This is a genomic window from Allobaculum sp. JKK-2023 (genome assembly GCF_034745455.1).
Taxonomy (GTDB): domain Bacteria; phylum Bacillota_I; class Bacilli_A; order Erysipelotrichales; family Erysipelotrichaceae; genus Allobaculum.
Genome location: NZ_JAYERV010000003.1, coordinates 2096559 through 2122716 on the forward strand (window position 1 = coordinate 2096559; position 26158 = coordinate 2122716).

Below are 26158 nucleotides of genomic sequence, written 5' to 3' on the forward strand. Positions count from 1 at the left end.
GTTTTGCTGGAGAGATGCGCTGAACAGACTAGGAATAAGACTGGATCGGCCAGTTAGTCAGCCAGAGAGGGAAGGATCAACGATCAATTTCATTCATGTTCATGACAACTTGTCGGATCTGTGAAAGGTCTTTGACTTCATCATAAATATTGCCGGAATCCATCAGGCGGATATCCTGTACACCGGCTTTGATGGAACTGTTGATGCCGGCCAGTGAATCTTCAATGACAGTCATTTTTGCCAGTGGAACATTCAGGATTCTGGATGCTTTCTGGAACATAGCCACTTTATCTTTATAACTTCCGTCATCATAAACGATATTCTCAGGTTTGATCCATTGATCCAGGTGGAAGCTTTCGACAAAGAAATCAATATTGTCTTTGATGGATGCAGAAGCAATCGTAAACGGAACGCCTTCGGCTTTCAAGTCATCGAAGAGTTTCTCAGCTCCTTCGACCAGATGGAAACTGGGCAGGTCTTCCACACAGGCTTCGCGATAGTATTTTTCCTTGAGCTTGGATAAGCGGTCTGCTTCTTCGGGTGTGGCTTTTCCATTGGTCAGGTAGCGGACAATTTCAATGTTAGGTTTTCCGTTCATGTGAGTATGCAGCTCTTCTTCCGTGATGGGCGTACCGCGAAGTTCTCTTGCAATTCGGCTCCAGGCCTTTACATGTTTGTCGTTATCGAAGAACAGTGTTCCGTTAAAATCAAAAATTACTCCTTGCATTTCGTTTTCTCCTTTTTTATGCTTATCTTTCTGGATTTGTCTGGTCTGTTCCAGGCTGCCGGCGCAATGCCTGGCCTGGAGGGATGACTCTTGTTTACTTTGCGCGGCTTGCTTGTTCTGTCAGTTCTGGCTGATCCGCTTTGTTTCCCTCCCGGATTTCGTCTGCTTGATCGCGGCTTGGGGCTACGGTGATACTGGTGAACTGGCGGTAATGATCGAGGGTGTCCTCTGAGACTTGATCATCTGTAATGACTTCATCGATATTGTGAAGCGAGTAGTAAACATAAAAATCTTCACGGTTAAATTTGTGATCGTCTGCCAGCAGGTAGACGGTTTTTGCGTTGTTGCAGGCAATCTTCTGGAGTTCGCCTTCTTCCATGGATGAGGTCGTGATGGAGTTATCGGCGATGCCATTGCAGGAAATGAACGCTTTATTGAACTTCATGCTTGCGACGACCTGGTTGGCAAGCGGTCCGCAGAAAGCCTTGGTATTGGAGCGATAGGATCCGCCAACCAGAAGAATCTGGTCATCTTGTTTTTCTTTGAGCGCCTCAAAAGCCGCCAGAGAAGGGGTGATGACGCGGACGTTTCTTTCCTTTAATAACTGGGCCATCATTTCAATCGTTGTTCCCGGTCCAAGAAAGATGGTTTCATGCTCACCAACCCGATCCACCGCTGCTTTGGCGATGGCCAGTTTTTCTTCGACTTTTACTGTCGCTTTTTGCAGGTGGCTCAGTTCGTAATCAATGTTATAGTCAAGCGATTGGGCACCGCCGTGAATCCGGATCAGTTTTCCGTTTTTTTCCAGTTCATCCAGATCGCGTCGGACCGTCATGTCGGATACCCCCAGAGCGTTGATGATCTCGGATGCGGTGACAATTCCTTTTTCGGCAATCATTTCCTGGATCCGCATAAGACGTTCGCGTTTCAACATACATGAATCCTCCTTGCATCTGCATTTTTATTTAATACGGAAATTTTATACAGGTCAAGCTTAAACAAACAAAAACAAACATTTTTTCTTCTTTAGTCGGTGAGTAAGCGGTTTATATGTTTGAAAATGTTGTTTGAAAGTGTTGACTCATGCGTAGGTGTCCTGTATATTGTGGGTGTAACAACAAAGAAGAACAAATTCGAACAAGAACAAACGAAGGCGTTCATACACAGCGGCCATCGCCCCCGATGACTGCTGCTAAGGAGAGAAGAATGAAAAAATTACCTGAAGATTTTCTGTTTGGCGGGGCAACGGCTGCGTATCAGGCAGAAGGCGCAACCCACGAAGACGGAAAAGGGGAAGTGGCCTGGGATGAATACCTGGAAAAACAGGGACGCTTTCTGGCGGATCCAGCCAGTGATTTTTATCACCAGTACCCAAAAGATCTTGAACTGTGCCAGATGTTTGGCGTGAACGGGATCCGGCTGTCGATCGCATGGAGCCGGATTTTCCCGAAAGGAAAAGGCGAAGTCAATCCGAAAGGTGTGGAGTTCTACCACAACGTTTTAGCGGAAGCGAAAAAACGGGGAATTAAAGTCTTTGTGACTCTGCACCACTTCGACACGCCTAAAGCGCTGTTTGATCAGGGGGACTTCCTGAACCGGGATACAATTGATGCCTTTGTCGACTATGCGAAGTTTTGCTTCGACGAATTCAAGGAAGTGGAATACTGGACCACATTCAACGAGATTTACCCGATTGCAACCAACCAGTATCTGTTAGGAATCTTCCCACCTGGTATCAAATACGACCTGACCAAGGTGATTGCCTGCCTGCACAACATGATGTATGCCCACGCCAGAGTGGTGAATCTGTTTAAGGACAATGGCTATCCGGGTCAGATCGGTGTGGTGCATTCGCTGGAAACCAAATATCCGGCCAGTGATGCGCCAGAAGATATTCATGCGGCGTTCCTCGATGACGCCCTGTCCGTGCGCTTCTTGTTGGATGCAACGTATAAAGGTGAATATTCAAGCCAAACCTTGCAGGCGCTTGATGAAATCTGTCAGGCCAACAATGCTCACTATGAATTCCCAGAAGAAGATTTCGTGGAAATGCGCAAGGCAAAAGATCGCAATGACTATCTGGGTATCAATCACTACCAGAGCCACTTCGTCAAGGTTTACAACGGTGAAAACGCCATTCACCACAATGGAACCGGCGATAAGGGGACAGGCAGTTATAAGGTCAAAGGCATTGGCGAGCGGATTTACAAAGAAGGTCTGGAAAGAACGGACTGGGACTGGCTCATTTATCCACAGGGCCTGTATGACCTGATGATGCGGATCAAAGAGGATTATCCAAATTACAAGGCTATTTATATTACCGAAAACGGTATGGGCTATAAAGATGAATTCAAGGATGGCGTCATCATGGATGAGCCAAGAATTGACTACATCCGTAAATACCTTTCGGCCCTGGCGGATGCCATTGAAGATGGCGTGAATGTCAAAGGATATTTCCTCTGGTCCTTAATGGATGTCTTTAGCTGGTCGAATGGTTACAACAAGCGCTACGGCTTATTCTTCGTCGACTTTGAAACCCAGAAGCGCTATCCCAAAGCCTCGGCCTACTGGTACAAACAGCTCTCTGAGACTAAAACAATTGTCTAGACGCTGACCCAGGATAAACGTTTTGCGATCTAACAAAGAAGGAGCTGACTTTCTGGAAAGACAAGAAGAGACTGGTATCCAGAAAAGACAAGAAGTCAGATTCCACCGGATCGAAGTGAAAAGAGAGCTATAAGCAATAATCAATAACGAAAAACTGACGGAAAACTGAAAGTCAGACTTAAAAATAAAGCTTTAAACAAAGCTGAAATGAAAACTGTGAAGGAGAACAAGGACATGACGAAAGATGAATTAACAATGACTGGATTTGAAATCGTAGCGTACTCTGGCGATGCGAGAAGCACACTGCTCGATCTGCTCAAGGAAGTCAGAAACGGAAACTTCGCTAACGTTGAATCCAAACTGGCTGAAGCAGACGAAAACATCAACCTGGCTCATAAAAGCCAGACCCAGATTCTGGCCGCTGAGGCAGGTGGGGAAGACATGGATATGGGCTTCATTTTCATCCATGGCCAGGACCATCTGATGACAACCATTCTGCTGCGCGATCTGATTACTGACATGATTGAACTGTACAAAAGAGGATAAAGAGCATGAACGCGATTATTGCTTTTATTGAAAAGGGAAGACCTTTCTTTAATAAACTGGCCGGCAATATCTACCTTCAGGCAATTCGTGACGGTTTCTTAACCGCCATGCCGGCAATTCTGTTTTCCAGTATTTTCATTCTGTGTGCGGCGCTGCCGGAAGTCTTCGGCTTTGTACTGCCCGCTGAATTATCCAGCTGGTTATGGCGCGTCTACAACCTGACCATGGGTGTGGTGGCCATTCTGGTGGCCGCAACCACAGCCCGCTCTTTAGCTGAAAGTTTGAATCGTAAACTGCCCGCCAATCAAAGTATTAATGTCATTTCGGTCATGCTGGCAAGCATCTGCGGATTTCTGACACTGGCCGTTACAGAAATTGATGGCGGAATTGATATCACCTATCTTGGAACTAAAGGTCTGCTTTGCTCCTTTATTTCTGCCTTTTTGTCCTGCAATCTATATAAGTTCTGCATGATCAAGAATATTACGATCAAGATGCCGCCAGAAGTGCCAGGTGTCATCTCGAATGTCTTCCGAAATGTTTTCCCCTTCTCGTTTTCGGTGCTTGGATGCGTATTGCTTGATCTTGCGACAACCAAGATTTTTGGGGCCCGGTTTGCGGAAAGTGTCATCCTGTTGTTCTCTCCGTTCTTCCAGGCAGCCGATTCCTATCTTGGACTGGGGCTGATTGGCGGCGCGATGGCGTTCTTCTGGTTCCTTGGTATTCATGGACCATCCATTGTCGAACCGGCCATTGCGGCAGCCATCTATGCCAACGTTGAAGCAAACTTGATGTTGGTTCAGGGCGGAGAACATGCTTCCATTGCCCTGACCGCTGGATTCCAGAACTTTATCGTCTGCTTTGGCGGTACGGGTTGTACACTTGTTGTTCCATTCCTGTTGATGTGGTTTTGTAAATCCAAACAGCTCAAAGCTGTCGGCCAGGCATCCTTTTTGCCTTGTATCTTTAATGTCAACGAACCTGTACTCTTTGCAGCACCAATCGTGCTCAACCCGTATTTCTTCGTTCCCTTTCTGCTCACGCCCATCCTCAATGCATGGATCTTCAAATTCTTTGTCGATGTGCTCCAGATGAATTCCTTTATCTATGTATTGCCATGGGCGACACCGGCACCAATTGCGATGTTTTTAGGCACGGGCATGGGCTGGCTTGCGCTGGCTCTGGCCCTGCTGCTGATCGTTGTGGATGCGGTGGTGTACCTGCCATTTGTCAAAGCGTATGATACTTCCCTCGTTGAAGAAGAAGCCAAAAACCGCGAAGCAGAACTTGAAGAAGAAAAAGCGGAAAAAGCTGCTCAGGTTGCACCAAAGACAATCGAAGTCGCTCCGGTTTCCAGCAATCAGACATCTGAAGCAAAAGCTGGAAGTGAAGCGGAAATGGCAAAAGCTCAAACAATCGAGCAGACTGCTTTGTCCAATAGTGAGGATTCGAGTATGAAGCCGCTCAATGTTCTTGTTTTGTGTGTAGGAGCCGGAACGTCTGCGATGTTTGCCAATGCGGTCAACAAAGGGGCGCAGGAAAAAGGTCTGCCTGTAACAGCCCAGGCGGAAGCGTTTGGTGGTCATACTGGCATTCTGCAAAACTTCCAGCTTGTCGTCTTAAGTCCGCAGGTGCAGACCCGCTACGATGAAATCAAGGCGGATGCGGATAAGTATGGAATCAAAGTGGTGAAAACCAAAGGGGCGCAATATATTAACCTGACGCGTCAGCCGGAAAAGGCCGTTGACTTTGTTGTTGATGAAGTGAAAAAAGACTGATCCAAGTCAGCTGACAGGTTTGCTTCGAATGTTCGTGAACGATAGACGGATTTTAGATGATTCATCCTTGATCTGATGTCGCTACTGCCGCCTCTATCAATAAACGAAGAATATGAAGCGATGCTCTGTTTATGTAGAAACGCTCTGTTTACCAGATGGAACAGAGCGTTTCTTTTGTTTGTTCAAGGAAATTAAAGGTTGCTTTTCGTCCTGTGCTGCTTTCTCTTTCATCTCTGGCAGTGGATCAGAAATGGTGATCCAGCCAATCCAGAAGTTGGCAGGATCGCAAAAAGGCCTGGAAATCTTGGTAGAACCCGATTTCCAGGCCTGAGGATCATGAATTCGAATGCTTTTTTTCTTTTCGTATTCTTCCCGCTCTTTGAGATATTCAGGATCTTTCTGGGTTCGCTGGCTAAGATTTTTAAAATCCTTGAAATCAGGATTAATTCCATCTATATTCTGGATACCGGAGATAACTCGACAGGTCAATATCTAGATAGTGGTTAACAACTAGGCGTATGTGAAGTACGTCGTCCTAGATAGGGAGAGTCCTTTGATTAGGACTCTTTTTTGGTTGTGTGGTTAACATTGCACAGGAATGATGAATAATTTACGCTCACCTGTTCGGTGAAAAGCAAAACGGCCGAAAACACGTTCTTTAAAGGTGTTTCCGGCCATTTTTCGGTTTTGGTGAATTGTTCAGGTTTAAGTGGGATTCCGCGATATTGTTTAACTGTTAAAATCCGTTATGGTCGTACGGTTTGAGATTGTCAGTCAGCAGGATTTGCGGTGGAATCAGAACCTGCAGAGTGGCTGGAAGCCGTGCCTGTAGGGGTAGAGGAAGATGAAGAAGTCTGGGAACTGGCGCTGGCTTCCGCTTTTGCCTTGGCAGCCCGTCTGGCCTGGCGTTCTTTTTCGTATTCTTCCAGCTCTTTGAGATATTCAGGATCTTCCTGGGGCTCATTGGCTTCGGACTTATACAACATCGACCAGTCGACTTTGCCTTTCAGCCACCAGGCTGTCAGGATTGCTGCAACAGTCATGCAAGCCATCAAAATCCATCTTGGCAGTTTCCAGAGGGTATACCAGCAAGAGCCGATATATAACAAAAGGAAAACTTCCAGGGCACAGGCGCCAAGCTGGATGTATTTTTTCTTTTCCATAGCCTGGCCAAACTGGACACCCATGCCCGCAAACAGAACCAGAATACACATCGCCTCGCCCAGGGCATACCATAAGCCGCCAATCTGAGCGGGGTCAATATCAGCCGATGCGCTTGAAAGCAAGGAACTCAGCCCGATAAATCCGACAAATAAAGCTTCATAGGCAAATCCCTGTTCAAATCCAAAAACGACGGCTTTTGAAGACAGGAAGTTGTTCTGTAAATGGAAGCGAAAAGCCACCCAGTTGAGCAAAGTTAAAAGCAGCGCAAAAACTATCGAGTAGACCATGTTGAACAGGGCTTCATTGTTGATCAATGAAACAAACCAGTCCGACTGAATGAAAATCAGCGGCAGGATCAGGCGAACTAAAACAAGTGTCGAAATCATTTCCAGAATCCCGAAGACAACCGGGCGCCAGCCGTTGTCTTTGATATAGGTATAGGAAACGGTCATCACAAACGGCACCAGCAGGGTGAGGATGACCAGGACGATCTGAGAAAACAGAACCATAAGACAAATACTTACCTTTCCTTGCGGTCTGAAACCGCAGTTAGCTTCATTATAGCATCTGATTTTTTGCTTACGGGCGGGAATTTAAACTGAGGGCACTGACGGCTTTGAAATCGGGAAACAAGAAGAAATTCGAAACTGGCCGGAAATCATCGAAATCTCTCCAGGAAAAAGCGTTTGGGCAGGATCAGAAAATTCTCTTTTGGGGGTTTTGCGCTATGCTTGTGAACATGAGGAAAAATTCAATGATGCAAAAAAGCGGTGGAAACGACCGCTTCTCTTTATGGTCTGGCGCATTGTTTTGCTGCGCACTGTGGGGACTGGCGCCGCCGTTGATTAAAACAGGTTATTCGATTATGCAGATTGAATCGACCAGTTCGATTATCCTGTTTGCGGGACTGCGCTTTTTTCTGGCCGGTGTGATGGTCATTGCCTGGAGCAGTCTCCAAGAAAAACACTTTGTCCACCCGTGCAAAAAAGAGATCAGGCCGATTCTGGTTCTGGCCTGCTTCCAGACATTTGGTCAATATGTTTTCTATTATCTTGGCGGGGCGCATTCAACCGGCATGATGATGTCGGTTTTAAGTGGACTGGCTGCTTTGCTGGAGCTGGTTTTTTCCTGCTGGCTTTTCAGGCTCGAGAAAATGACACCGCTCAAATTCATCGGCTGCCTGACTGGCTTTACCGGAATTTTAATCATGAACTATACGGCCGGTGGATTTACCTTCAGTCTCAATGGCGAAGGCGTCCTGGTACTTTCGCAGGTCTGCGCGGCGATCTCGGCGATTTTCATTCAGATCTTCTCGCGCCAGTCGAGTCCGGTTTTGCTTTCGGGCTGGCAGTTTGCCATTGGTGGGCTTGCCATGATTGGAGCCAGTTTTCTGATTGGCCATCCCGTGATTCACTGGAATGGAGCGGGGGCGCTGCTCTTATTGATGCTTGCCTTTGTTTCCGCTGGTGCCTATACCTTATGGGGTGTTTTGCTTTCCAGATGGCCGGTTTCCAGTGTGGCGGTCTTTGGCTGCACGATCGGTCTGTTTGGAGTTCTGTTCTCGGCACTGTTCTTGCATGAGGCGCTAAGTCTTCGAATTGCGCTGGGTGCGATCTTTATGAGTGCCGGCATTCTGGTCGTTAACTTGAAAACGCAGAAGCTGGAAACCAATGCGCAGGCAGGCTGAGCGGCTGAAAAACTTACAGAGATGCATTTGCTTACAAGAACCAGAAGAACAACCAGTCTGCTCTTTTCATCAGGATCGGACTGGTTTTCTTTTCTTTTTCAGGTCGTTTGTTCGTTACAATAAAGCTGACAAAAAGCGGGCCTCTTTGCTCTGGCCGATCGATCTGGCAGGCAGAGAAGATACAGAATAGGTTTCTGTGCAGGAATAGCAGACAAATTTTGGACGGATATTTGGACGGACATTCAGATGGATCGGTGGTTATTCAGATCTATGGAGACCTATGATGTTCTATGCAACTCTATCCGGCTCTACAGGTAAAGAACCCCGCACTTTCAACTGAAAACAGACATCAGATCTTGAAAAACGAAAAGAAAAAATAGAAAGAGAATCCCAGACGACCCAGCCCCATCAAGGCTTGCTGGATGCAGATTTATGAAAAGCGGCAAAAAGCAATGAGCAAAAGGGGATTGGATGGTTTTGACGGATTCCAGGAAAGGAGTGGACAATGCGAAGAGTGCGAAAATATGCAGGACTGCTGATGAGTTTTGTTCTCAGCCTGTCTTTATTTGCCGGATGTGCGGATGAACACGTTGTGCGGGTGGGCGTCAGCGATGAAGCGCATATCCAGATTATTGGCTATATGGTCAGAGAACTGGCAGCTCGTAAGGGAATTGAGTGCCAGATCCGCCAGACGGGAAGTGGAATTGCAAGTTTGCAGCCAGCGCTGGAAAGTGACTGTCTACAGGTAGGCATTGAGTTTACCGAAGCGGCCTGGCGAAATGTTTTGCAGAAGAAAGACTCCTATCATGCCGGAGATCTGGGGCTTTTGCAGAGTGAATACAAGAAACTGGGGCTTTCCTGGTATAACCTGCCGCAAGTGAAAGATCATTACACACTGGCCATCTCCCGGCGGCTGATGCTCAAAGAAAACATCCATACACTGTCGGAGCTTTTGAAAATCGATGATCAGCTGACCATTGGAGCGCCGACGATTTTCTTTGAAGACTCGACAGGCTACCCGTATCTGCAAAGCGAGTATGGCTTTGACTTTGCCTCGACAAGCAACCTGCCGGAAGATGGTCTGGTTGAAGAATTGCTTGATCAGAAGATTGATGTCATTCCGGCTCATTCAGTCGATGGCTATGTCAATAAGGCGGAACTCGTGATTCTGGAAGACGATCTGGGAGTGCGCGAGGATATGACGGCAGGGATTGTCATCACGAAAGATGCCCTGAAGGAATATCCGGAACTGGCGCAGATTGCCAAGTCGATTGCGGCGGTCTTAACAGATGGTCAGCTGGCCGCTCTGGCTGGCGGAGTGACTTCGGATCTTTTTACAGCCCAGCAGGCAGCCATGATGCTTTTAAAAGCGAAGAATCTGGTTGCAGAAAAGCCAATGTCGGCGTAAAAAAACAATTTTCATGAAACGTTTTCAAAAATCCGGTCATACAAGGCCGGATTTTTTTTGGTCAACGTCTATGATGATGGTGGGAAAAGTTGAGCATTTAAATTGAGCACGATCAAATCGATGCTCTTGAATGCGAAAAAAGCAGTAAAAAGTATACAAAAATCAATCCGGAGTCAGTGAAGAAAAAAACGTTTCAAGATTGGAAAATAGGAATTATTATAGCGAAAAAATCCGTCAGCGCAAACGGAGTTTTCGTAATGCAACAAATGCCATGTGATGTGCAATTTCAATTTTTATTATGCCGCAATTTATGCAACAAAAAGCCCGCCATCTGCGGGCTTTTCTTTATGCCTAAGCGAATATTGAATTTGATTCCGATTCGGTGAGTTATATGATAACTTTTCGTGCAAACGACTTGCACCAAATTGTTTCGATATTATTTTGACAAGATACAGGTAAAAACACTCGAATATTGAAAAAATGAAAACGGAATCATAGAAAATCTGTGGGTTGGATTCATAAACCGAATGAGATTGGCCGTGTAAGGGGGAAGAAGGCGGTTTCAAAAAAATGCGGAAAACGTTTTCTAAGTGGTAGCACTTTCGCATAATGTTGCTATAATCAAAACAGAACAAGTTTGCGAAACAAGCCGGTGCGACAGTGAAACCCGGCGTGCAAACGATTAGGAGGATATATGAAAAATTGGCAGAAATTTGCTTCTGCGGCAGTGATCGGCGCAATGGCTCTGGCCGGATGCTCCAGCTCCAGCTCCAGCTCTGAAACAACGGGATCTACAGCTGGTGGTGAATCCACAGCAGCTGGGGATGCTTCTAAAGGATCTGTTTACTATCTCAACTTCAAACCTGAAGCTGACGCAGCATGGCAGGAAATGGCGAAAAAATACTCTGAAGAAAAGGGTATCGACGTAAAAGTTGTAACTGCTGCAAGCGGCAACTACGAAACCACTCTGATGTCTGAAATGGGCAAGAGCGGTGCTCCAACTCTGTTCCAGGTTAACGGACCTGTAGGTCTGAAAAACTGGGAAGATTATGCATACAACCTGTATGGCACTCCAGTCTTCGATCAGCTGACCAGTGATGACTATGCATTATATATTGGCGACAAAGCGGATAATGATGTCGCTGCAATCGCTTATGCAATCGAATCCTACGGTATCATCGTCAACACTGAACTGCTCAGCAAAGCTGGCTACACAGTAGATGACATTAAGTCTTTCGAAGACCTGAAGAAAGTTGCCGACGACATTCAGTCCCGCAAAGATGAACTCGGATTTGCTGCCTTCACTTCCGCTGGTATGGACGGCTCTTCTGACTGGCGCTTCAAAACTCACCTGGCCAACATGCCTCTGTATTTCGAATACCAGGATGATGGCGTAGCGGATAAAGAAGAACTCGCAGGAACTTATCTGCCAAACTACCGTCAGATCTTTGATCTGTACATCACAGATTCCACAACTCCGGGTGCTGATCTGGCTTCCAAGACTGCTGATGACAGTGAACGTGAATTCACTTCTGGTCAGGCTGTATTCTTCCAGAACGGTTCCTGGGAATACACAAACCTGATCGACAACGGCATGACAGATGAACAGATCACAATGATCCCAATCTACATGGGTGCCGGCGACGAAGCAAATCAGGGTCTGACTACTGGTACTGAAAACTACTGGGTAGTGAACAAAGAAGCAAGCGCAGATGATATCGCAGCGACTCTCGAATTCATGGATTGGTTAGTTACTTCTGAAGAAGGTACAGCCTTCATGGCGGATGACCTCGGTCTGACTATCCCATTCAAAGATGCAAAACCATCTCCAAACGTATTCGTTCAGGAAGATATCAAGCTGACTCAGGATGGCAAGACACCAGTATCCTGGAACTTCACAACAATGCCTTCTGAAGAATGGAAGAACGGTTTAGGTTCTGCTCTGACTGCTTATGCAGCGGATCCAACGGATGAAAACTGGGATAAAGTGAAAGCAGCATTCGTTGACAACTGGAAGACAGAAAAAGAACTTGCTCAGTAATCTGGACCATTCAAACCTCTGATTCTCAAATACAATTCACAGTTCACTGAATAGATAATCTGATCAAGACAATCTGATCAGCAGCTTTTCAACAATCCATCTGGATGAATCGACGGGCGGGCAGCTTTTGAATCCGGCTGTACACATCGAATCTTCCATGGATGGATCGGCTTCAGTTCATCCTTGTGCAAGTCTGTTTCCTGCAAAAGCAGGCTTGCACAATGGAGGGAGATGATCTGGCTGACTCTCTTCGTTGCAAGCCGGAATTCTTCTCTAAAGCTTCACGACATCTTTCAGAATAAGTTGAAAGATGTCCATATTCGTTCTGGAAACAGAACAACCTGATCTGGTGCGCAGGGTTCATGATTTTCATGAAGCCGCAAAACCAATACGGATTCAGACAGGTATTCATCAATCAATTCCTTCGGTTTGTATATCGAACTAACGCGCAGGCAGGAGGTCACTTCCGCCTGCGCTTATTGTTTGAAAGAACAACTTAATTTGACTGGATTTCAATCTGATCAGTCCTGAATCTGATTGAATTTAAATCAAGTCGAAACACCGTAAGGAAACAGTTGGCCAAAAAAGAAAAAATACTGATTTAGGAAGATAAGGAAAAAATTATGGAAAAGGCTCTGAAACGCTATGGCTGGATCTTCGTCCTTCCTACTCTGGCAGCATTTACGATTGGATTTATCATTCCTTTTTTAGAAGGTCTGTATCTTTCGTTTTGTCGGTTTACCACTGTAGGCAACGCGCGGTTTATCGGTTTTGGTAACTACGTAAGCGCCCTGACGGATCCATTATTCTTACAGGCAGCCTGGTTCACGCTGGCCGTTACAATTGTCAATATCATCGCAATCAACGTTCTTGCATTTGCGCTGGCAATGGCTCTGACACAGAAATTAAAGGGAACCAACTTCTTCAGAACGATCTTCTTCATGCCTAACCTCATTGGTGGTATTGTTCTGGGCTACATCTGGCAGATTCTGATCAACGGGATCCTGTCAATCTGCGGACAGCCGCTGTTAAAGCTGAATGCTACAGCCGGCTACTGGGGCATCATCATCCTGATGTGCTGGCAGCAGATTGGTTACATGATGATTATTTACATCGCTGGTTTACAGAACGTACCCGATGATCTGATTGAAGCCGCAAAAATCGATGGTGCCAACGACTGGCAGATTCTTTGGAAGATTAAGATTCCAATGATGATGCCATCTATCACGATCTGCGTATTCCTGACGCTGACCAACTCACTGAAACTGTTCGACCAGAACTTAGCTCTGACTAACGGTGATCCAGGTCATGCGACAGATATGCTTGCATTAAATATCTACAACACGTTCTACGCTCGTGCCGGTGCAGCCTGGAAAGGCATTGGACAGGCTAAATCGGTTATCTTCTCGATTGTTGTTATCCTGATTGGATTCTGGCAGTTAAGAAGCACCAGAAGTAAGGAGGTTCAGGCATAATGAAAAAAGAAGGCTCCAAAGTCAAAGAAGTCCTGTTATTCATTCTCATGTGCATTCTGACTGTCCTGTGGATTTACCCAGTTTTCATGATTCTGGTCAACTCCTTAAAGGTCGAAAGTGCAATTACAACCAGCAGTGTATTCTCCATGCCTGGCCCCGGTCAGTTTGCCGGCCTGGCGAACTATACTGAAGCATTAAATTCTCAGGGATTCTTATCTTCTCTGGGTTACTCCACACTGATTACCGTAACGTCTGTTGCTGCGATTATTCTTTGCTGCAGCATGTGCGCATGGTACATCATCCGTGTCAAATCGAAATTTAATAACTTTTTGTACTATTTATTTGTATTCTCCATGGTTGTACCGTTCCAGATGGTTATGTTTACCCTGTCTCAGACAGCGGACCTGCTCAAACTGAACACACCGTACAACATCTGGATTATTTACCTCGGATTTGGTGCCGGTCTTGCCGTCTTCATGTTTGCAGGCTTCGTAAAATCCATTCCAGTGGAAATCGAAGAAGCTGCCCTGGTTGATGGCTGCACACCGCTGCAGATCTTCTTCAAGATTGTCTGCCCAATCCTGAAACCAACTATGGTTTCCGTTACCATCCTGCAGGCGATGTGGGTATGGAACGACTACTTATTACCAACACTGGTTCTTGATATCACCAAGTACAAGACCATCCCAATGCTGATTCAGTACTTCCGTGGAAGCTATGGACGTGTTGCCATGGGTCCAATGATGGCTTCGATCATGATGACCATCATCCCAATCATCATCGTCTACATTCTGGGTCAGAAACACATTATTAAAGGTGTTGCTGCCGGCGCCGTTAAAGGATAAAGATTTTGGCCAAGGTCACCATGAAAGACATCGCCAAAGCTTCGGGCTGGTCCTTAGGGACTGTCTCGCGGGTGATGAGCGATGCATCGGGTGTCAATGAAACGGCCAGAAAAGAAGTTTTAGAAGCGGCACGACAACTCAATTATCAGAAAAATGATTTCGCCAGCGCTTTGAGACAAAAGCGCCCGGAAGGAATTTTGATGATTGTACAGGCTGACGGATGCCCGATTTATTCCCGACTGGCCTGTCTTGTGGAAAACAGACTGAAACAGCAGGGAAAAAGGGTTACGCTTGTTCAAGTTCACCATGATGAAAACGAAGCTGAAGCAGCCCATGAACAGATGCGCTGTCAGACACCGGGTGCTCTGATCTTTTTTGGGGCAAGACGCAGCAAGCTTCGTACTCTGGGTCGGAGCGCAGTTCCGGCCCTTTGTGTTGGTGTAGACCAGAGCGGACTCGGCCTGGAAAGACTGATCAGTTTCGGTCTCCCCCAGACTGAAGTGGCCCAGCAGTCCACAGAGTGGCTGTTTGAAACCGGCCGCAAATCCATTGGCGTCATTTTGAATGATCGCTATACCTATCCAGAACTGCAGGAGTCTTTTTTAGGCGTCCAGTACGCATTTTATTCCCGCGATCTGGTCTTCGTGGCCAATGATCGCTCGACCCTGCAGCCATCCACCCTTCGCGGCGGCTATCAGGGTCTGCTCCAGCTCATGCAGCAGGTTCCGGATGTGGATGCCGTGCTGGTGGGCGATGAGGACCAGGCTCTGGGGGCTTTGCGGGCAGCGGCAGATCTTGGCAAACGGGTCCCGGAAGATTTGGCCATTTTTGCTCTGGATCTGACCGAGAACGCTGAATTTGCGATTCCGCGGCTTTCTGGGATCAGACGGGATCTGGAAGACGATGCAAAACAGATCTGCGAGCTGGTTTTGAAGCTGGAAAGTCATGACTGGAGTCTGCTTGATCTTCCGATGCGCGAAGCTTCATGGCAGGTTCGCTGGAAAGAATCCTGTCCAAAGCCCGTGCATCCGTTTGATCCGGCTCTTTCTTAAGGCGAAATCATCCCTTCGAAACGTTTTCCTTTTAACCAGACTGTTAAAAAGAAATCAAACGAAGGCGAGAGTGCTATTATCGATTTATGGATTCTTGACGCTGGCTATTCTGATTCACCCGATAATATGCGAAAAACGATTATAACTATTTAGATTTATCTCATCAGCAGACAGAAGCCCCCTTCTGGATCGAACCCCATCCTGAGTCATTACAAAGCCTGCAGTCAGGAACGATTCTCAAAAAGGGAAAGCTTTCTGTCGATTAGAAAGAAAGGATACGTATATGAGAAAAAATGGCGTGCTTTTGCACATCACCAGCCTCCCTTCCAAGTACGGGATCGGTACTCTTGGTCAGGAAGCTTTCAATTTTATTGATTTCCTCAAACGCTCTCACCAGCAGTTATGGCAGGTTCTGCCTTTAGGACCAACCAGCTACGGTGACTCTCCGTATCAGTCCTACTCCACTTTTGCGGGTAACCCATATCTGATCGATCTGGATCTGCTTGAAAAAGACGGACTGCTCAAACCGGAAGAATTCAAAGACCTGCAATGGTATGAAGAAGAGGACTGCGTTGACTTTGGCCTCATGTACAACCAGCGTTATAAAGTTCTCGACAAAGCGGTTGAACGTTTCCTGGCTAACCCGCCAGAAGACTATGCGCAGTTTCTCGAAGATGAAAAAGACTGGATCGATGACTACGCTCTGTTCATGTCTTTAAAAGACAAGCACGAAGGCAAGCCATGGCTCGAATGGGATCCAAAATACCGGAAATACGACGCCACAAAAGCGGAAGCCTGGAAAGAGGAGTTCAAGGATCGCATGGACTATTACAAAGTCCTCCAGTATCTCTTTTACAAACAGTGGAGAGCGGTTCGTAAATACGCTTCTGAAAACGGTGTTCAGATCATCGGTGACTTACCAATCTACGTTGCCCAGGACTCCGTGGATGCCTGGAGTAACCCGGAACTGTTCATCTTCGATGAAGATGGCAAACCATCTTTAGTGGCTGGCTGCCCGCCTGATGGCTTCTCTGCTGACGGTCAGTTATGGGGCAATCCGATTTACGACTGGAAATACCACAAGAAAACCGGCTATGACTGGTGGATCCGTCGGATTGCGCATACGACAGAAGTTTACGATATCCTGCGAATCGACCATTTCCGTGGATTTGATTCCTTCTATGCCATCCCGGCTGGTGCTACAACTGCGAAAAAGGGTGAATGGCTTGAAGGACCAGGCATGGATCTGTTCAATGCGGTTGAAAAGAAACTGGGGAAAAAGACCATTATTGCCGAAGACCTTGGCTATCTGACTCCATCTGTTAAGAAACTGCTTGCTGACACAGGCTATCCGGGCATGAAAGTTCTTGAATTTGCATTTGACTCCCGTGATGGATCTGGGGCAGAGTATCTTCCATATAATTATCCAAAGAACAGTGTTGCTTATGCCGGAACTCACGACAATGACACAATCCGCGGCTGGTTCGAGAATATTTCGCCGGAAGATAAGAAATACGCCTGCGATTACATGGATGCCTACAACCCAGATGAATACAACTGGGAAATGATGCGCACTGTGATCGCTTCTCCTGCCGATACGACTCTCGTTCAGGCTCAGGATCTGCTCAATCTGGATTCTTCTTCCCGAATGAACACGCCAGGACGTCTGGGCGGCAACTGGACTTGGCGCTTAAAACAGGGGCAGCTCGATGACAATATTGAGGGGACTTTACGCTGGGTAACCGACCTGTATGGCCGTGGACCTGTTGTAAAAAAGCCTGAAAAAGGCACTGAAGACAAAGAACTTGTCGAAGAAGTAATGACTGCAGCGGACTAATTCAGAGTTTTTTAGATTTTAGAATCTGTCCAAAACAGATCAGGACTTTGCCAATTTCCTGATCTGTAATTTATCCTTCCTATACCTCTTACCAAGACAGGATATCTGCTCATTGCAGAAATATCCTGTCTTTTTCGGTTTTTCACAATTGCGCAATCTGATCCTCCACACCTGTTAGTGCTTTACGGTTATGTGGGAAATGCGGCCGGATGGCGGTAGGACCACATACAACATCTGGAGCATAGGACCATCAAAAAATAGAAGGTGAACGCCAATTTTACGACGTTCGCCTTCTTGAATGGTTTATTAAACTCTATGAGGGAGTGATGTCTGGTGGATTGCCAGGGGGATTACTGAGACTGCTGGAGTAATTCCAGATATTTTAACCAGTCACTTTCAGGAATTTCCAGCAGGTCGATGGCCTCCTTGCTGGAGAGATGGGCATTTTTCATGACCGCATGAATCGAACGTAACGATTCTTCCTGAATCCCCTTATGGATTCCTCTTTCTTCGATTGTTTCGCTTAAATTACACATTTTACTGTGGCTGCTTGAGCAGCGCCAGATATCTGGATCGATCACTTTCAGGAATTTCCAGCAGGTCCATGGCCTCCTTGCTGGAGAGATGGGCGTTTTTCATGAGGGCATGAATCGAACGTAATGATTCTTTCTGGATCCCTCTTTCTTCGATTGCTTCGCTTAAATTACACATTTGGGCTGCCTCCTTTTTCATCGATTGTGTCATCTGAATTCCATAGTCATTTTGAAGCGTTTCTGCTTTTTCAGCCGCGCTTTTGAGATCAGAGAGCAGAATATCCAGCATTCTCTGCGTACCATTGTAGTTTTCTGGTCCAGGCCCGCCAAGACAGACGATGATTACAGACATTAAGTCGTAGTGACGGACAGGCTCAATGGTGTGACCGACGATTGGACGTGGTTGAATCTCATACGCGGTGACGGTGTTTCTTTTCTTTACTGGCGGATTGGTACAGATCCAGATGGAGTAGACTTTCTTGATTTTTCCATACTGGGAATCAGTGAAATCGCGCTCATTTTGTGCAGACAGTAATCTTGCACCATAATAAATTCCTCGCTTTACGATTGGATAGCCTGGATAGTAGTTTTTCTGCGCCTCAATGTTGATGATCAGGCCAATCCGCTCGTTTGTATGAGGGACCAGTGCCCGATACAGAATATCGTAAGTTACCTCCCCTCATTGACGGATTTATCCGCTGTATCCATGCCTGTGATGACAGGATTTGTCTGGTCTGGATTGACCGGAATCACTGCTACCTCAGGCGTGCCTTCGATATATCGATTGGCAATCTCATCCACAGAATAGTCCTGGTACTCTTTCAAGTAAGATTTCATAATACGAGCAAGAATTACCTTCTCTGACAACAGCCGTTTACAGGCCGCGTCGTAGCTGGCTTTTTCTTCAGTGCTTTGCAGTTTGCCTGCAATGGATGTCGGATGCTTTTGTTCGTCCATTCCTTCTTATCCTTACAATTATAAGTGATCGGAACGCTCACAACTTCTTTTGCCAGTTTTTCCTGCTGCATACTCCTTGGACTGTATGATCCAAAGATCATCCAGAATGGAGAAATGCGGACTCACTTGTGGTCATTTTTTTGCTGGGTGAAAAAAGCATTTGATCCAAGCGGTCTTTAGAAGGGGCAGGCAATGGAGTTAAGGTGAATGTTCATCTTGATATACGTGGCTTTTTAGGAAGTGTTTAAAACTCTTCCAAAAATCGAAGAAAATGGTCCTCTACATTTTGGAGTTTTCCGGTTATGTGAGAAATGGGATCGAATTGGCAAAGTCACAGAAAAGAAGAAATGATTGGCGTAGAGCGCTTAATAAAGCCGGTCTGAGCGATTTTGAAAGGATTGAATTCGAACATCGGCTCGCTGGCTGTTGGGGGATGGATAGGCTGGAAAAGATTGATATGGACCTGCAAGATGGATCGGAAAGCTGAAACAAGCTGGAAACACCGAAAAAGCCTGAATTGCAATCAAACCATATACAGCGAAATTACGGGATTTGTTCGAAAATGAAGAAGATTTCGGATTTTGAATTGCCAAAAGGCAAAAATTGGATACTTGCTGCAATCGGTACGAAAGACAAATATCAGGGAAAAGCAGGGCGTAAAATCGGTTAAATTCAAACTTTACAGTATGAAAATCAATCGTTTACAGAAGAGTAAATTATGTAAAATTCCGATAAAGCCCGTGTAAATGGCCTCAGATTCTTTGAAAAGTCACAGGAAACAGTCTTGTTCAATTGTAAAGAAGATGAAAAAATAGGAGTAATCAGTTTTTAGACTCTGAAAGAGTCAGGAGAGGAAAATGAATTCAACTGTTTCTATGGTCCTCAGCCTTCTGACAGGGGTAGCGCTTTTCATTTTTGGAATGGGATCGATGTCAGATGGTCTGAAGAAAGTAGCGGGTAACAAGATGGAAATGATCCTGTACCGGCTGACCAATTCACCCTGGAAAGGCTTTTTGCTGGGAGCTGCTGTAACCTGTGTTATTCAGTCTTCCTCAGCGACAACGGTTATGGTTGTCGGCTTCGTCAACTCCGGTATGATGAAAGTCACCCAGGCGATTGGTGTCATTCTTGGCGCCAATATCGGTACAAGTATTACGGGATGGATCGTCTGCATGTCCTTTTTGGATGGTGCAGGCTGGGCTTCCTACTTTTCATCGTCAACGATAACAGCTGTCATGGCCGTCATTGGCATGTGCATGCATATGTTTGGCAAGCGCGATTCGATTAAAGCGTTTGGCAATATCCTGCTGGGTTTTGCGGTTTTAATGACGGGCATGAGCATGATGTCCGGTTCGGTTGCTCCGCTTAAGGAAAATCCACAGTTCATCTCCATGATGCAAACCTTAAGCAATCCATTGATTTCACTGCTCTTTGGTATTCTGGCCGCAGGCGTTTTACAGTCTTCCTCAGCGGCAGTGGGCGTTGTTCAGTCTTTGTCAGTAACTGGCGCTCTGACTTTCGAATCCTCTTTTCCATTAATTATGGGGATTGGAATCGGTGCTTCGTTCCCGGTTATGCTTGCTGCAATTGGGGCCAATAAAGATGGTGTGCGAACGGCACTTGTTTATTTACTGGCATCAATTATTTCAGCCGTTCTTGGCTGCGCATTGTTCTATCCGCTGGAAATGACTCATGTCTTCTCGTTTAACCGGATGATTATGGATCCATTCAGCATTGCGGCCGTAAACACGATTTTCCGTGCGGTTACGATGACTTTGATGCTTCCATTTACCAAAGCCATCAAGAAACTTACCTTCGTGCTTGTACCATCCAAGCCGGAAGAGGAAGAAGACCTCGACGATTTCGACAAACTCGAATCCCGTCTGCTGGCCAACCCGGACCTTGCTTACTCGGCTGCCATGGATGTTATGGATGGCATGGGTAGAAAAGCCAGGAAGGCAGTGATCCGTTCAGTCAATCTGATCAATGATTTTTCCAATGAAGGCTACCGAAAGATCTGCGATCTGGAACAGTCGCTGAATAAATATGAAGAGAAACTGGGAAAATACCTGGTGAAATTAACAGCTGCTGGTGTTACGTATCGTGAATCGCAGAATATCTCGAAGTCTTTACAGGCCATTGCCGACTTTGAGGCGATCGGTGACTATTCCTTAACGATTGCTGATCAGACAAAAGCCATGAAGGAAAAGAAAGAGAAATTCTCGCTGGAAGCCCTGGATGAGCTCAACGTCATTGCAGCGGCAGCAGAAGAAGCAGTCACAGTAACTGTCAATTCCTTCATGAACAACGATACAACGGAAATCAAGCGAGTCTTCGCGCTTTCCCAGCTTGTTTCGCTGTCTGCCAGCCAGATTAAAAAACGCCATATGGCCCGTTTAAAAGCCGGTACCTGCTCCATGGAACTTGGATTTGTACAGGCGGATATTATTTCCTGCTATCAGCGGATTGTTGATCATTGCGCTGCGATTGCTCTGGATATTGTCAAAGAAGCGGAAAAGGATTTCTCGATCCACCGGTATCTTCGTCAGTACACCACCGAGATGCAGCCGGATTATGCAAAAATGCTCCAGCATTACGAAACAAAGTATTCGATTTAGTAATCAATTACAGGTCAGCTTCCTGCATGGGGAGGCTGGCCTTTTGTATTGAAAAGCGGATGAAATCGATTACACCCTTCTCACACAGTGTCAAGTAAACGTAAAACGCTTAAATTGGGAATATGTAAGCGAATACGAACGATTCCAGATCGTGCAACAACGTGCAACAAAGCGTAATTAAACGGAACAGATGCACAAACCGTTGCATTTCAAAATGTTGAGGTATATAACAAAGGTGGTATTGAACCACCCCGTTCGAGGCCTATATGCCCTTAACAACCAGAAAGCTGGATCAGGACTAAGCTCGTGAATATTCTAACAAGCAAAAAACGGACCGCCAGGTCCGTTGATTGATCGGTTGGTTTATCGGCTTCGCTTAGCCTGCTTCCACTTTTGAAGACAGCGCTCAATCTCTTCTTTCTCACGACGGGAAATCATGAATTTCCCTTTCTTAGCAGAGATTTCATACTGACTGCCGCCATACTTTTCCAGCGAGCGGATAGTAGAATAGGGGATGTCGTCAGTATGGTAAACCAGCCCCTGTTTATAAAACAGAAGCCGGCCGTCATTCCAGCGCTGAACTGCTTTAGCCCCCAAAAAAACAGCGATCCCGATAAAACAGAGGGTCTCTGGCGAGAATCCGTTTTCTCCAGCCATCGTTAACGACTGGCTGCCAAACGACAGAACGAAAAATGCCAGGACGATATCAAGAAACAGCCAACCCTGATCAAAGGTGGCTTTCACAGTACCGGGATGCAGTTTCATGAAGTTTCGCTGATAGTCGAAGCTTTGTTTAAGTGAAACCGCTTGTTTATAGAGGAAGACAATACTCAGTGCGAGTATCAGAATCCCTAAAATCCATAACGAATAAAAGGCCATATGGTGTGCTCCTCGTGATCACGTTATTTTTTATCATATCAAATAGATGATATGAGTGTGAATCTGAAAAATGCAAATTTTAGCCTCTGAAGTGCCCTGGAGATTAAATATTGCGTTCACATGATTAGATTTTGGCGAAGGGCTTCGGTAAGGTTCTATACAGGAGGATCTCTTATGGACATGAACAAAACTCTGCAGGACATCGCTTCCCATTATTATGGAAAGCCATTAAAAGACTGCAGCACCCGTGAAATTTATTATATTCTGCTCGACCTCACGAAAGACTTGCTCAAAGACGTTCCGACGATCCAGGGTGATCGTAAACTCTATTACATTTCTGCTGAATTCCTGATTGGTAAACTGCTTTCCAACAACCTGATCAATTTAGGCCTGTATAAGGATGTCAGAACCGTTCTCGAAGAAAATGGCATCTCACTGGCTGAAGTCGAAGAATACGAACCAGAACCATCCTTAGGAAATGGTGGCCTGGGCCGTCTGGCGGCTTGCTTTTTGGATTCGATCGCAACTTTGGAACTGCCAGGAGATGGCGTAGGATTGAACTACCATTTAGGCCTGTTCCATCAGCAGTTCACAGATTACAAACAGCACGAACTGCCAGACCCATGGATTACAGATAACAGCTGGCTGACGGACACTGGCAAATACTATCCAGTCACATTCAAAGACTTCACTCTGCCTGCCCACCTGTATTCCATCGATGTAGTCGGCTACACCAAAAAGAAAAACAAACTGCTTCTGTTCGATCTGGATTCTGTCAATGAAGCAATTGTCAAAGAAGGCATCTCCTTCGATAAAACGGACATTGCTGAAAACCTGACTCTGTTCCTGTATCCAGATGACAGCGATGATAAAGGTCGTCTGTTACGTGTTTACCAGCAGTACTTCCTCGTATCCGCTGGCGCCCAGATGATTCTGGAAGATGTAAAAGCAAATGGCTGGGATCTGAAAAACCTCAGTGACCACGTTGTCATTCAGATCAACGATACCCACCCATCCATGGTTATCCCTGAACTGATCCGTCTGTTAATCCAGAACGGTTTAACAATGGATGAAGCCATTGCTCAGGTGGAAAAGACTTGCGCGTATACCAACCACACAATTCTTGCCGAAGCCCTGGAAAAATGGCCAATGAGCTTCTTACAGGAAGTCAATCCAGATCTGCTGCCAATCATCAAGTATCTGGATCTGCAGGCGAAGAAACGTTCTGAAAATCCAAAAACATTCATTATCGACGACAACAACCTTGTCCATATGGCAAGCATGGATATCCACTACTCCAAATCCACAAATGGTGTAGCAAAGATCCATACTGATATCCTCAAAAACACCGAGCTTCATGACTTCTATGAACTCTACCCAGAAAAGTTCAACAACAAAACCAACGGTGTTACCTTCCGCCGCTGGCTGCAGGCCTGCAACCCGCAGCTGACAGACTGGATCATCTCAAAAATCGGAGACGGCTTTTTGAGCAATGCGGATGAATTAAGCAAACTGCTCCCATTCACCAAAGATCCAGAAGCTTTAAAAGAACTGATGGCTATCAAGAACGTGAAAAAACAGGAACTGGCTGTTTTCTTAAAGAACCGCCAGAACGTAGATCTGGATGTCAATTCCATCTTTGATATTCAGGTTAAACGTCTGCATGAGTACAAACGCCAGCAGATGAACCTGCTTTGCGCTATCAATCTGTACCAGGAAATCAAAAATGGATATAAACCAGAACAGAAAGTCACCATTATTTTCGGTGCCAAAGCGGCTCCTGCTTATATCCTGGCGAAAGATATCATTCATGCAATCCTTGTCTTTGCTCAGATCGTAGATAACGATCCAGTTGCTTCCCAGTACATGCAGGTGATCATGGTTGAAAACTACGACGTAACCTGCGCTGAAAAACTGATTCCAGCTGCTGATATCTCCGAACAGATCTCTCTGGCTTCCAAAGAAGCATCCGGAACATCCAACATGAAGTTCATGCTCAACGGTGCTGTGACTTTAGGTACAGACGATGGAGCAAACGTTGAAATCCACCAGCTCGTTGGGGATGACAACATCTTCATTTTCGGTACAGATTCCGATACCGTCATCAGCCACTATGAACATGCGGATTACCACCCACAGTCCATCCTCGAAGCCGATCCAAAACTCAACAAGATCGTTGACTACCTGGTCGGCGAAGAAATGATGACATATGGCGATCCAGAGTGCCTCAACCGTCTGCACCACGACATCACAACGAAAGACTGGTTCATGGCTCTGCTTGACCTGGATTCCTACATGGATGAGCGCAAGAAAGCCTATGCTGCCTACGCAGACCAGGCAAACTGGGCAAAAATGGCTCTGACCAACATTGCGATGGCTGGTTACTTCTCTTCCGACCGCACAATTGCCCAGTACAACAACGATATCTGGAAACTGAAAGATCTCAAAGGCTTCGAAAACGTAGATAAACCTTTACAGTCTGCCACTGAATTAGAAGCGGATACTCCAGCGAAGGCCGCTTGCCCAAAAGAAGAAGTGCCTGTAAAAGAGGCTGCTGCTCAGGAAAAAGCCTGGGATCATAAAGTGACTGAAGCCAATTCTGCTCCAAAGAAACTGGCTAAAGCCGCTTCGAAAATGACCCTCAAAAAGAAATCGAAATAATCGACGGATATAAAATCGTCGTTTCGAAAGAATCACAATCAGAATTACCATGCGAGAATAACCAATAGACAATCGGCAGCTGATCCAGCAAGTCAGCCTCCGATCCAGAATGAAACCCAATCCGAAAATCAACCTAAACCAATTCCTTTGAATTTCCCGAATCCATTTCGATCAGGGCATTGAAAGACACCTTCAAAGTCTGAGTATCCAGCAAATGCTCCAGATTCTTGAATCTGAACCTCAAGTCCTGACTCCCGAAATATAAACCTGTTTGAAAGACCGAATGATCTCGCCGTTCGGTCTTTTTTTTCATATCCGAAAATAATTCGACTGATATTTTTTTTTGCTTTTTGAATCTGGTAAAACATCTTTATCAAAAGCATAAAAGGTGTTTCATAGAAGAAGCGTTCAGAGAAAAATACAAAAAAGTTCTCACCTGATGAAACACCCTCCTCAAAACCCCGTATATGGAGACGTAAGGTTTGGAAGAAGAAAAATTCATCGGCTCACGAAAATTTACAGACTCCATGGCAAGTCATGGGGAGCGAAACATATCCTTATCGCATGGCAGGACAGTTTCAGCTATCGTCTGCGAGCAGCCTGGAGGAATACTGTCTTCGGACAATACTGCTATGTTGTTTACGTCATCACACCTTAAGATGTCGTTCTAGTCTTAAGTTCTATGATTCTCTTTTAGCCGTCTGTTTGAGGGAATAGGAGCGCACAGCATACCTTACAGCCTTCGGGCAGATTTATTTACTGAAAGGAGGGATCAGCGATGCCAGAAGCATTGACTGATGGGCTAGACATTTATGGCAATTCATTGAGGCCGACAAAACGGTACCCAAAGATTGGCAGACTGTTAAAAACAAAGAAAGCCAAAATCACAAAGAGGACTCCATTTTCGGTACAGCTTTTATACACACCTGACATACATATGATTCAAAAGATCACATCAGGTGTAGATGCTGGATCTATTGGACAGACTGCAAGAACGAAAATAAGTACATCAATTGGAGATCAGACCATTTTCATTTATATGCAGCAAATTAAGGAAGGAAATTGAATTATGGGGCAAAAAGATATTTTGGAAAAAAGATTCGAAAATAAAATAGAAAACTGGGCCGAGCTTGCGAGGCCCAGTTTTCTATTGAACCAACACGCAAAAGCCCTGATCTGCGGCCATACCCCCTCGATCGAATCAACCAAAGGAATATTTTGAAATCAGGACTTTCGTAATATATTTTTAAAATAATCTTATATGGGGTACTAATTTCTATAAGGAGTGTAGAGAAGATGCCAGTTTTAGAAAATCAAGGCATACTACCCCCTTTCCCCCAAGA

At 45.7% G+C, this 26158-nt stretch carries 20 protein-coding genes; 13 read left to right on the top strand and 7 right to left on the bottom strand.

Features of this window, described 5'->3' with window-relative positions; all coding sequences use genetic code 11:
- Positions 1–76: 76 nt before the first annotated feature.
- Both U4956_RS08415 and U4956_RS08420 read right to left on the bottom strand, forming a co-directional pair.
- On the bottom strand, positions 77–727 hold the full coding sequence (locus U4956_RS08415) for an HAD family hydrolase (protein WP_323090143.1): 651 nt from the start codon (positions 725–727) through the stop codon (positions 77–79).
- Positions 728–821: 94 nt separating this feature from the next.
- Positions 822–1661, bottom strand: a complete 840-nt coding sequence (locus U4956_RS08420) for a DeoR/GlpR family DNA-binding transcription regulator (protein WP_323090144.1) — start codon at positions 1659–1661, stop codon at positions 822–824.
- A gap of 272 nt (positions 1662–1933) precedes the next feature.
- Between U4956_RS08420 and lacG the strand changes: the two genes are divergently transcribed.
- The 3 genes from lacG to U4956_RS08435 all read left to right on the top strand — a co-directional run bounded on the left by lacG (position 1934) and on the right by U4956_RS08435 (position 5658).
- Positions 1934–3334: a 6-phospho-beta-galactosidase gene (gene lacG, locus U4956_RS08425; RefSeq protein ID WP_323090145.1), complete on the top strand. Its 1401-nt coding sequence runs from the start codon at positions 1934–1936 to the stop codon at positions 3332–3334.
- Between the two features lie 234 nt (positions 3335–3568).
- Entirely contained in the window at positions 3569–3880 is a 312-nt protein-coding gene (locus U4956_RS08430) for a PTS lactose/cellobiose transporter subunit IIA (protein WP_323090146.1), read from the top strand.
- Positions 3881–3885: 5 nt separating this feature from the next.
- Positions 3886–5658, top strand: a complete 1773-nt coding sequence (locus tag U4956_RS08435; RefSeq protein ID WP_323090147.1) for a PTS transporter subunit EIIC — start codon at positions 3886–3888, stop codon at positions 5656–5658.
- Between the two features lie 770 nt (positions 5659–6428).
- Here U4956_RS08435 and U4956_RS08440 read toward each other — a convergent pair.
- Positions 6429–7331 carry a hypothetical protein gene (locus tag U4956_RS08440; protein WP_323090148.1) on the bottom strand — a complete coding sequence of 301 codons (903 nt, stop codon included), beginning with the start codon at positions 7329–7331 and terminating at the stop codon, positions 6429–6431.
- 245 nt (positions 7332–7576) lie between these two features.
- On the opposite strand from U4956_RS08440, the gene U4956_RS08445 reads away from it, so the two are divergent.
- The 7 genes from U4956_RS08445 to malQ all read left to right on the top strand — a co-directional run bounded on the left by U4956_RS08445 (position 7577) and on the right by malQ (position 17167).
- Positions 7577–8509 carry a DMT family transporter gene (locus U4956_RS08445; protein WP_323090149.1) on the top strand — a complete coding sequence of 311 codons (933 nt, stop codon included), beginning with the start codon at positions 7577–7579 and terminating at the stop codon, positions 8507–8509.
- Positions 8510–9014: 505 nt separating this feature from the next.
- Positions 9015–9917 (top strand): glycine betaine ABC transporter substrate-binding protein, encoded by a 903-nt coding sequence (locus U4956_RS08450; RefSeq protein ID WP_323090150.1) that lies wholly within the window; start codon positions 9015–9017, stop codon positions 9915–9917.
- A 694-nt stretch (positions 9918–10611) separates the two neighbouring features.
- Complete coding sequence (locus U4956_RS08455; RefSeq protein WP_323090151.1) at positions 10612–11958, top strand: ABC transporter substrate-binding protein; 1347 nt, start codon at positions 10612–10614, stop codon at positions 11956–11958.
- Between the two features lie 623 nt (positions 11959–12581).
- Positions 12582–13433, top strand: a complete 852-nt coding sequence (locus U4956_RS08460) for a sugar ABC transporter permease (protein ID WP_323090152.1) — start codon at positions 12582–12584, stop codon at positions 13431–13433.
- A complete protein-coding gene (locus U4956_RS08465) occupies positions 13433–14278 on the top strand; it encodes a carbohydrate ABC transporter permease (protein ID WP_323090153.1) in 846 nt (281 codons plus the stop codon). The genes U4956_RS08460 and U4956_RS08465 overlap by 1 nt, the downstream gene beginning before the upstream one ends.
- A 5-nt stretch (positions 14279–14283) precedes the next feature.
- Entirely contained in the window at positions 14284–15330 is a 1047-nt protein-coding gene (locus U4956_RS08470; RefSeq protein WP_323090154.1) for a LacI family DNA-binding transcriptional regulator, read from the top strand.
- 283 nt (positions 15331–15613) lie between these two features.
- Positions 15614–17167, top strand: a complete 1554-nt coding sequence (gene malQ / locus U4956_RS08475) for a 4-alpha-glucanotransferase (RefSeq protein WP_323090155.1) — start codon at positions 15614–15616, stop codon at positions 17165–17167.
- A gap of 350 nt (positions 17168–17517) precedes the next feature.
- Here the strand turns inward: malQ and U4956_RS08480 are convergent, their stop codons facing one another.
- From U4956_RS08480 to U4956_RS08490, 3 genes are all read right to left on the bottom strand, one after another.
- Positions 17518–17703, bottom strand: a complete 186-nt coding sequence (locus U4956_RS08480) for a hypothetical protein (protein WP_323090156.1) — start codon at positions 17701–17703, stop codon at positions 17518–17520.
- Position 17704: 1 nt separating this feature from the next.
- On the bottom strand, positions 17705–18052 hold the full coding sequence (locus U4956_RS08485; protein WP_323090159.1) for a hypothetical protein: 348 nt from the start codon (positions 18050–18052) through the stop codon (positions 17705–17707).
- A gap of 317 nt (positions 18053–18369) precedes the next feature.
- Entirely contained in the window at positions 18370–18657 is a 288-nt protein-coding gene (locus tag U4956_RS08490) for a hypothetical protein (protein WP_323090161.1), read from the bottom strand.
- A gap of 857 nt (positions 18658–19514) precedes the next feature.
- Here U4956_RS08490 and U4956_RS08495 point away from each other — a divergent pair.
- Positions 19515–21275 (top strand): Na/Pi cotransporter family protein, encoded by a 1761-nt coding sequence (locus U4956_RS08495; protein WP_323090163.1) that lies wholly within the window; start codon positions 19515–19517, stop codon positions 21273–21275.
- 363 nt (positions 21276–21638) lie between these two features.
- On the opposite strand, the gene U4956_RS08500 is transcribed toward U4956_RS08495, so the two are convergent.
- Complete coding sequence (locus tag U4956_RS08500) at positions 21639–22154, bottom strand: hypothetical protein (protein WP_323090164.1); 516 nt, start codon at positions 22152–22154, stop codon at positions 21639–21641.
- Between the two features lie 174 nt (positions 22155–22328).
- On the opposite strand from U4956_RS08500, the gene U4956_RS08505 reads away from it, so the two are divergent.
- A complete protein-coding gene (locus U4956_RS08505) occupies positions 22329–24815 on the top strand; it encodes a glycogen/starch/alpha-glucan phosphorylase (protein ID WP_323090165.1) in 2487 nt (828 codons plus the stop codon).
- A gap of 778 nt (positions 24816–25593) precedes the next feature.
- A complete protein-coding gene (locus U4956_RS08510; protein WP_323090166.1) occupies positions 25594–25881 on the top strand; it encodes an RRXRR domain-containing protein in 288 nt (95 codons plus the stop codon).
- The last annotated feature ends 277 nt before the right edge of the window (positions 25882–26158 follow it).

What these genes read in the sequence shown, in the direction of transcription:
- U4956_RS08415 (WP_323090143.1), bottom strand. Translation starts at nt 727, where the DNA reads ATGCAAGGAGTAATTTTTGATTTTAACGGAACACTGTTCTTCGATAAC.
- U4956_RS08420 (WP_323090144.1), bottom strand. Translation starts at nt 1,661, where the DNA reads ATGTTGAAACGCGAACGTCTTATGCGGATCCAGGAAATGATTGCCGAA.
- lacG (WP_323090145.1), top strand. Translation starts at nt 1,934, where the DNA reads ATGAAAAAATTACCTGAAGATTTTCTGTTTGGCGGGGCAACGGCTGCG.
- U4956_RS08430 (WP_323090146.1), top strand. Translation starts at nt 3,569, where the DNA reads ATGACGAAAGATGAATTAACAATGACTGGATTTGAAATCGTAGCGTAC.
- U4956_RS08435 (WP_323090147.1), top strand. Translation starts at nt 3,886, where the DNA reads ATGAACGCGATTATTGCTTTTATTGAAAAGGGAAGACCTTTCTTTAAT.
- U4956_RS08440 (WP_323090148.1), bottom strand. Translation starts at nt 7,331, where the DNA reads ATGGTTCTGTTTTCTCAGATCGTCCTGGTCATCCTCACCCTGCTGGTG.
- U4956_RS08445 (WP_323090149.1), top strand. Translation starts at nt 7,577, where the DNA reads ATGATGCAAAAAAGCGGTGGAAACGACCGCTTCTCTTTATGGTCTGGC.
- U4956_RS08450 (WP_323090150.1), top strand. Translation starts at nt 9,015, where the DNA reads ATGCGAAGAGTGCGAAAATATGCAGGACTGCTGATGAGTTTTGTTCTC.
- U4956_RS08455 (WP_323090151.1), top strand. Translation starts at nt 10,612, where the DNA reads ATGAAAAATTGGCAGAAATTTGCTTCTGCGGCAGTGATCGGCGCAATG.
- U4956_RS08460 (WP_323090152.1), top strand. Translation starts at nt 12,582, where the DNA reads ATGGAAAAGGCTCTGAAACGCTATGGCTGGATCTTCGTCCTTCCTACT.
- U4956_RS08465 (WP_323090153.1), top strand. Translation starts at nt 13,433, where the DNA reads ATGAAAAAAGAAGGCTCCAAAGTCAAAGAAGTCCTGTTATTCATTCTC.
- malQ (WP_323090155.1), top strand. Translation starts at nt 15,614, where the DNA reads ATGAGAAAAAATGGCGTGCTTTTGCACATCACCAGCCTCCCTTCCAAG.
- U4956_RS08480 (WP_323090156.1), bottom strand. Translation starts at nt 17,703, where the DNA reads ATGTGTAATTTAAGCGAAACAATCGAAGAAAGAGGAATCCATAAGGGG.
- U4956_RS08485 (WP_323090159.1), bottom strand. Translation starts at nt 18,052, where the DNA reads ATGTCTGTAATCATCGTCTGTCTTGGCGGGCCTGGACCAGAAAACTAC.
- U4956_RS08490 (WP_323090161.1), bottom strand. Translation starts at nt 18,657, where the DNA reads ATGGACGAACAAAAGCATCCGACATCCATTGCAGGCAAACTGCAAAGC.
- U4956_RS08495 (WP_323090163.1), top strand. Translation starts at nt 19,515, where the DNA reads ATGAATTCAACTGTTTCTATGGTCCTCAGCCTTCTGACAGGGGTAGCG.
- U4956_RS08500 (WP_323090164.1), bottom strand. Translation starts at nt 22,154, where the DNA reads ATGGCCTTTTATTCGTTATGGATTTTAGGGATTCTGATACTCGCACTG.
- U4956_RS08505 (WP_323090165.1), top strand. Translation starts at nt 22,329, where the DNA reads ATGGACATGAACAAAACTCTGCAGGACATCGCTTCCCATTATTATGGA.
- U4956_RS08510 (WP_323090166.1), top strand. Translation starts at nt 25,594, where the DNA reads ATGCCAGAAGCATTGACTGATGGGCTAGACATTTATGGCAATTCATTG.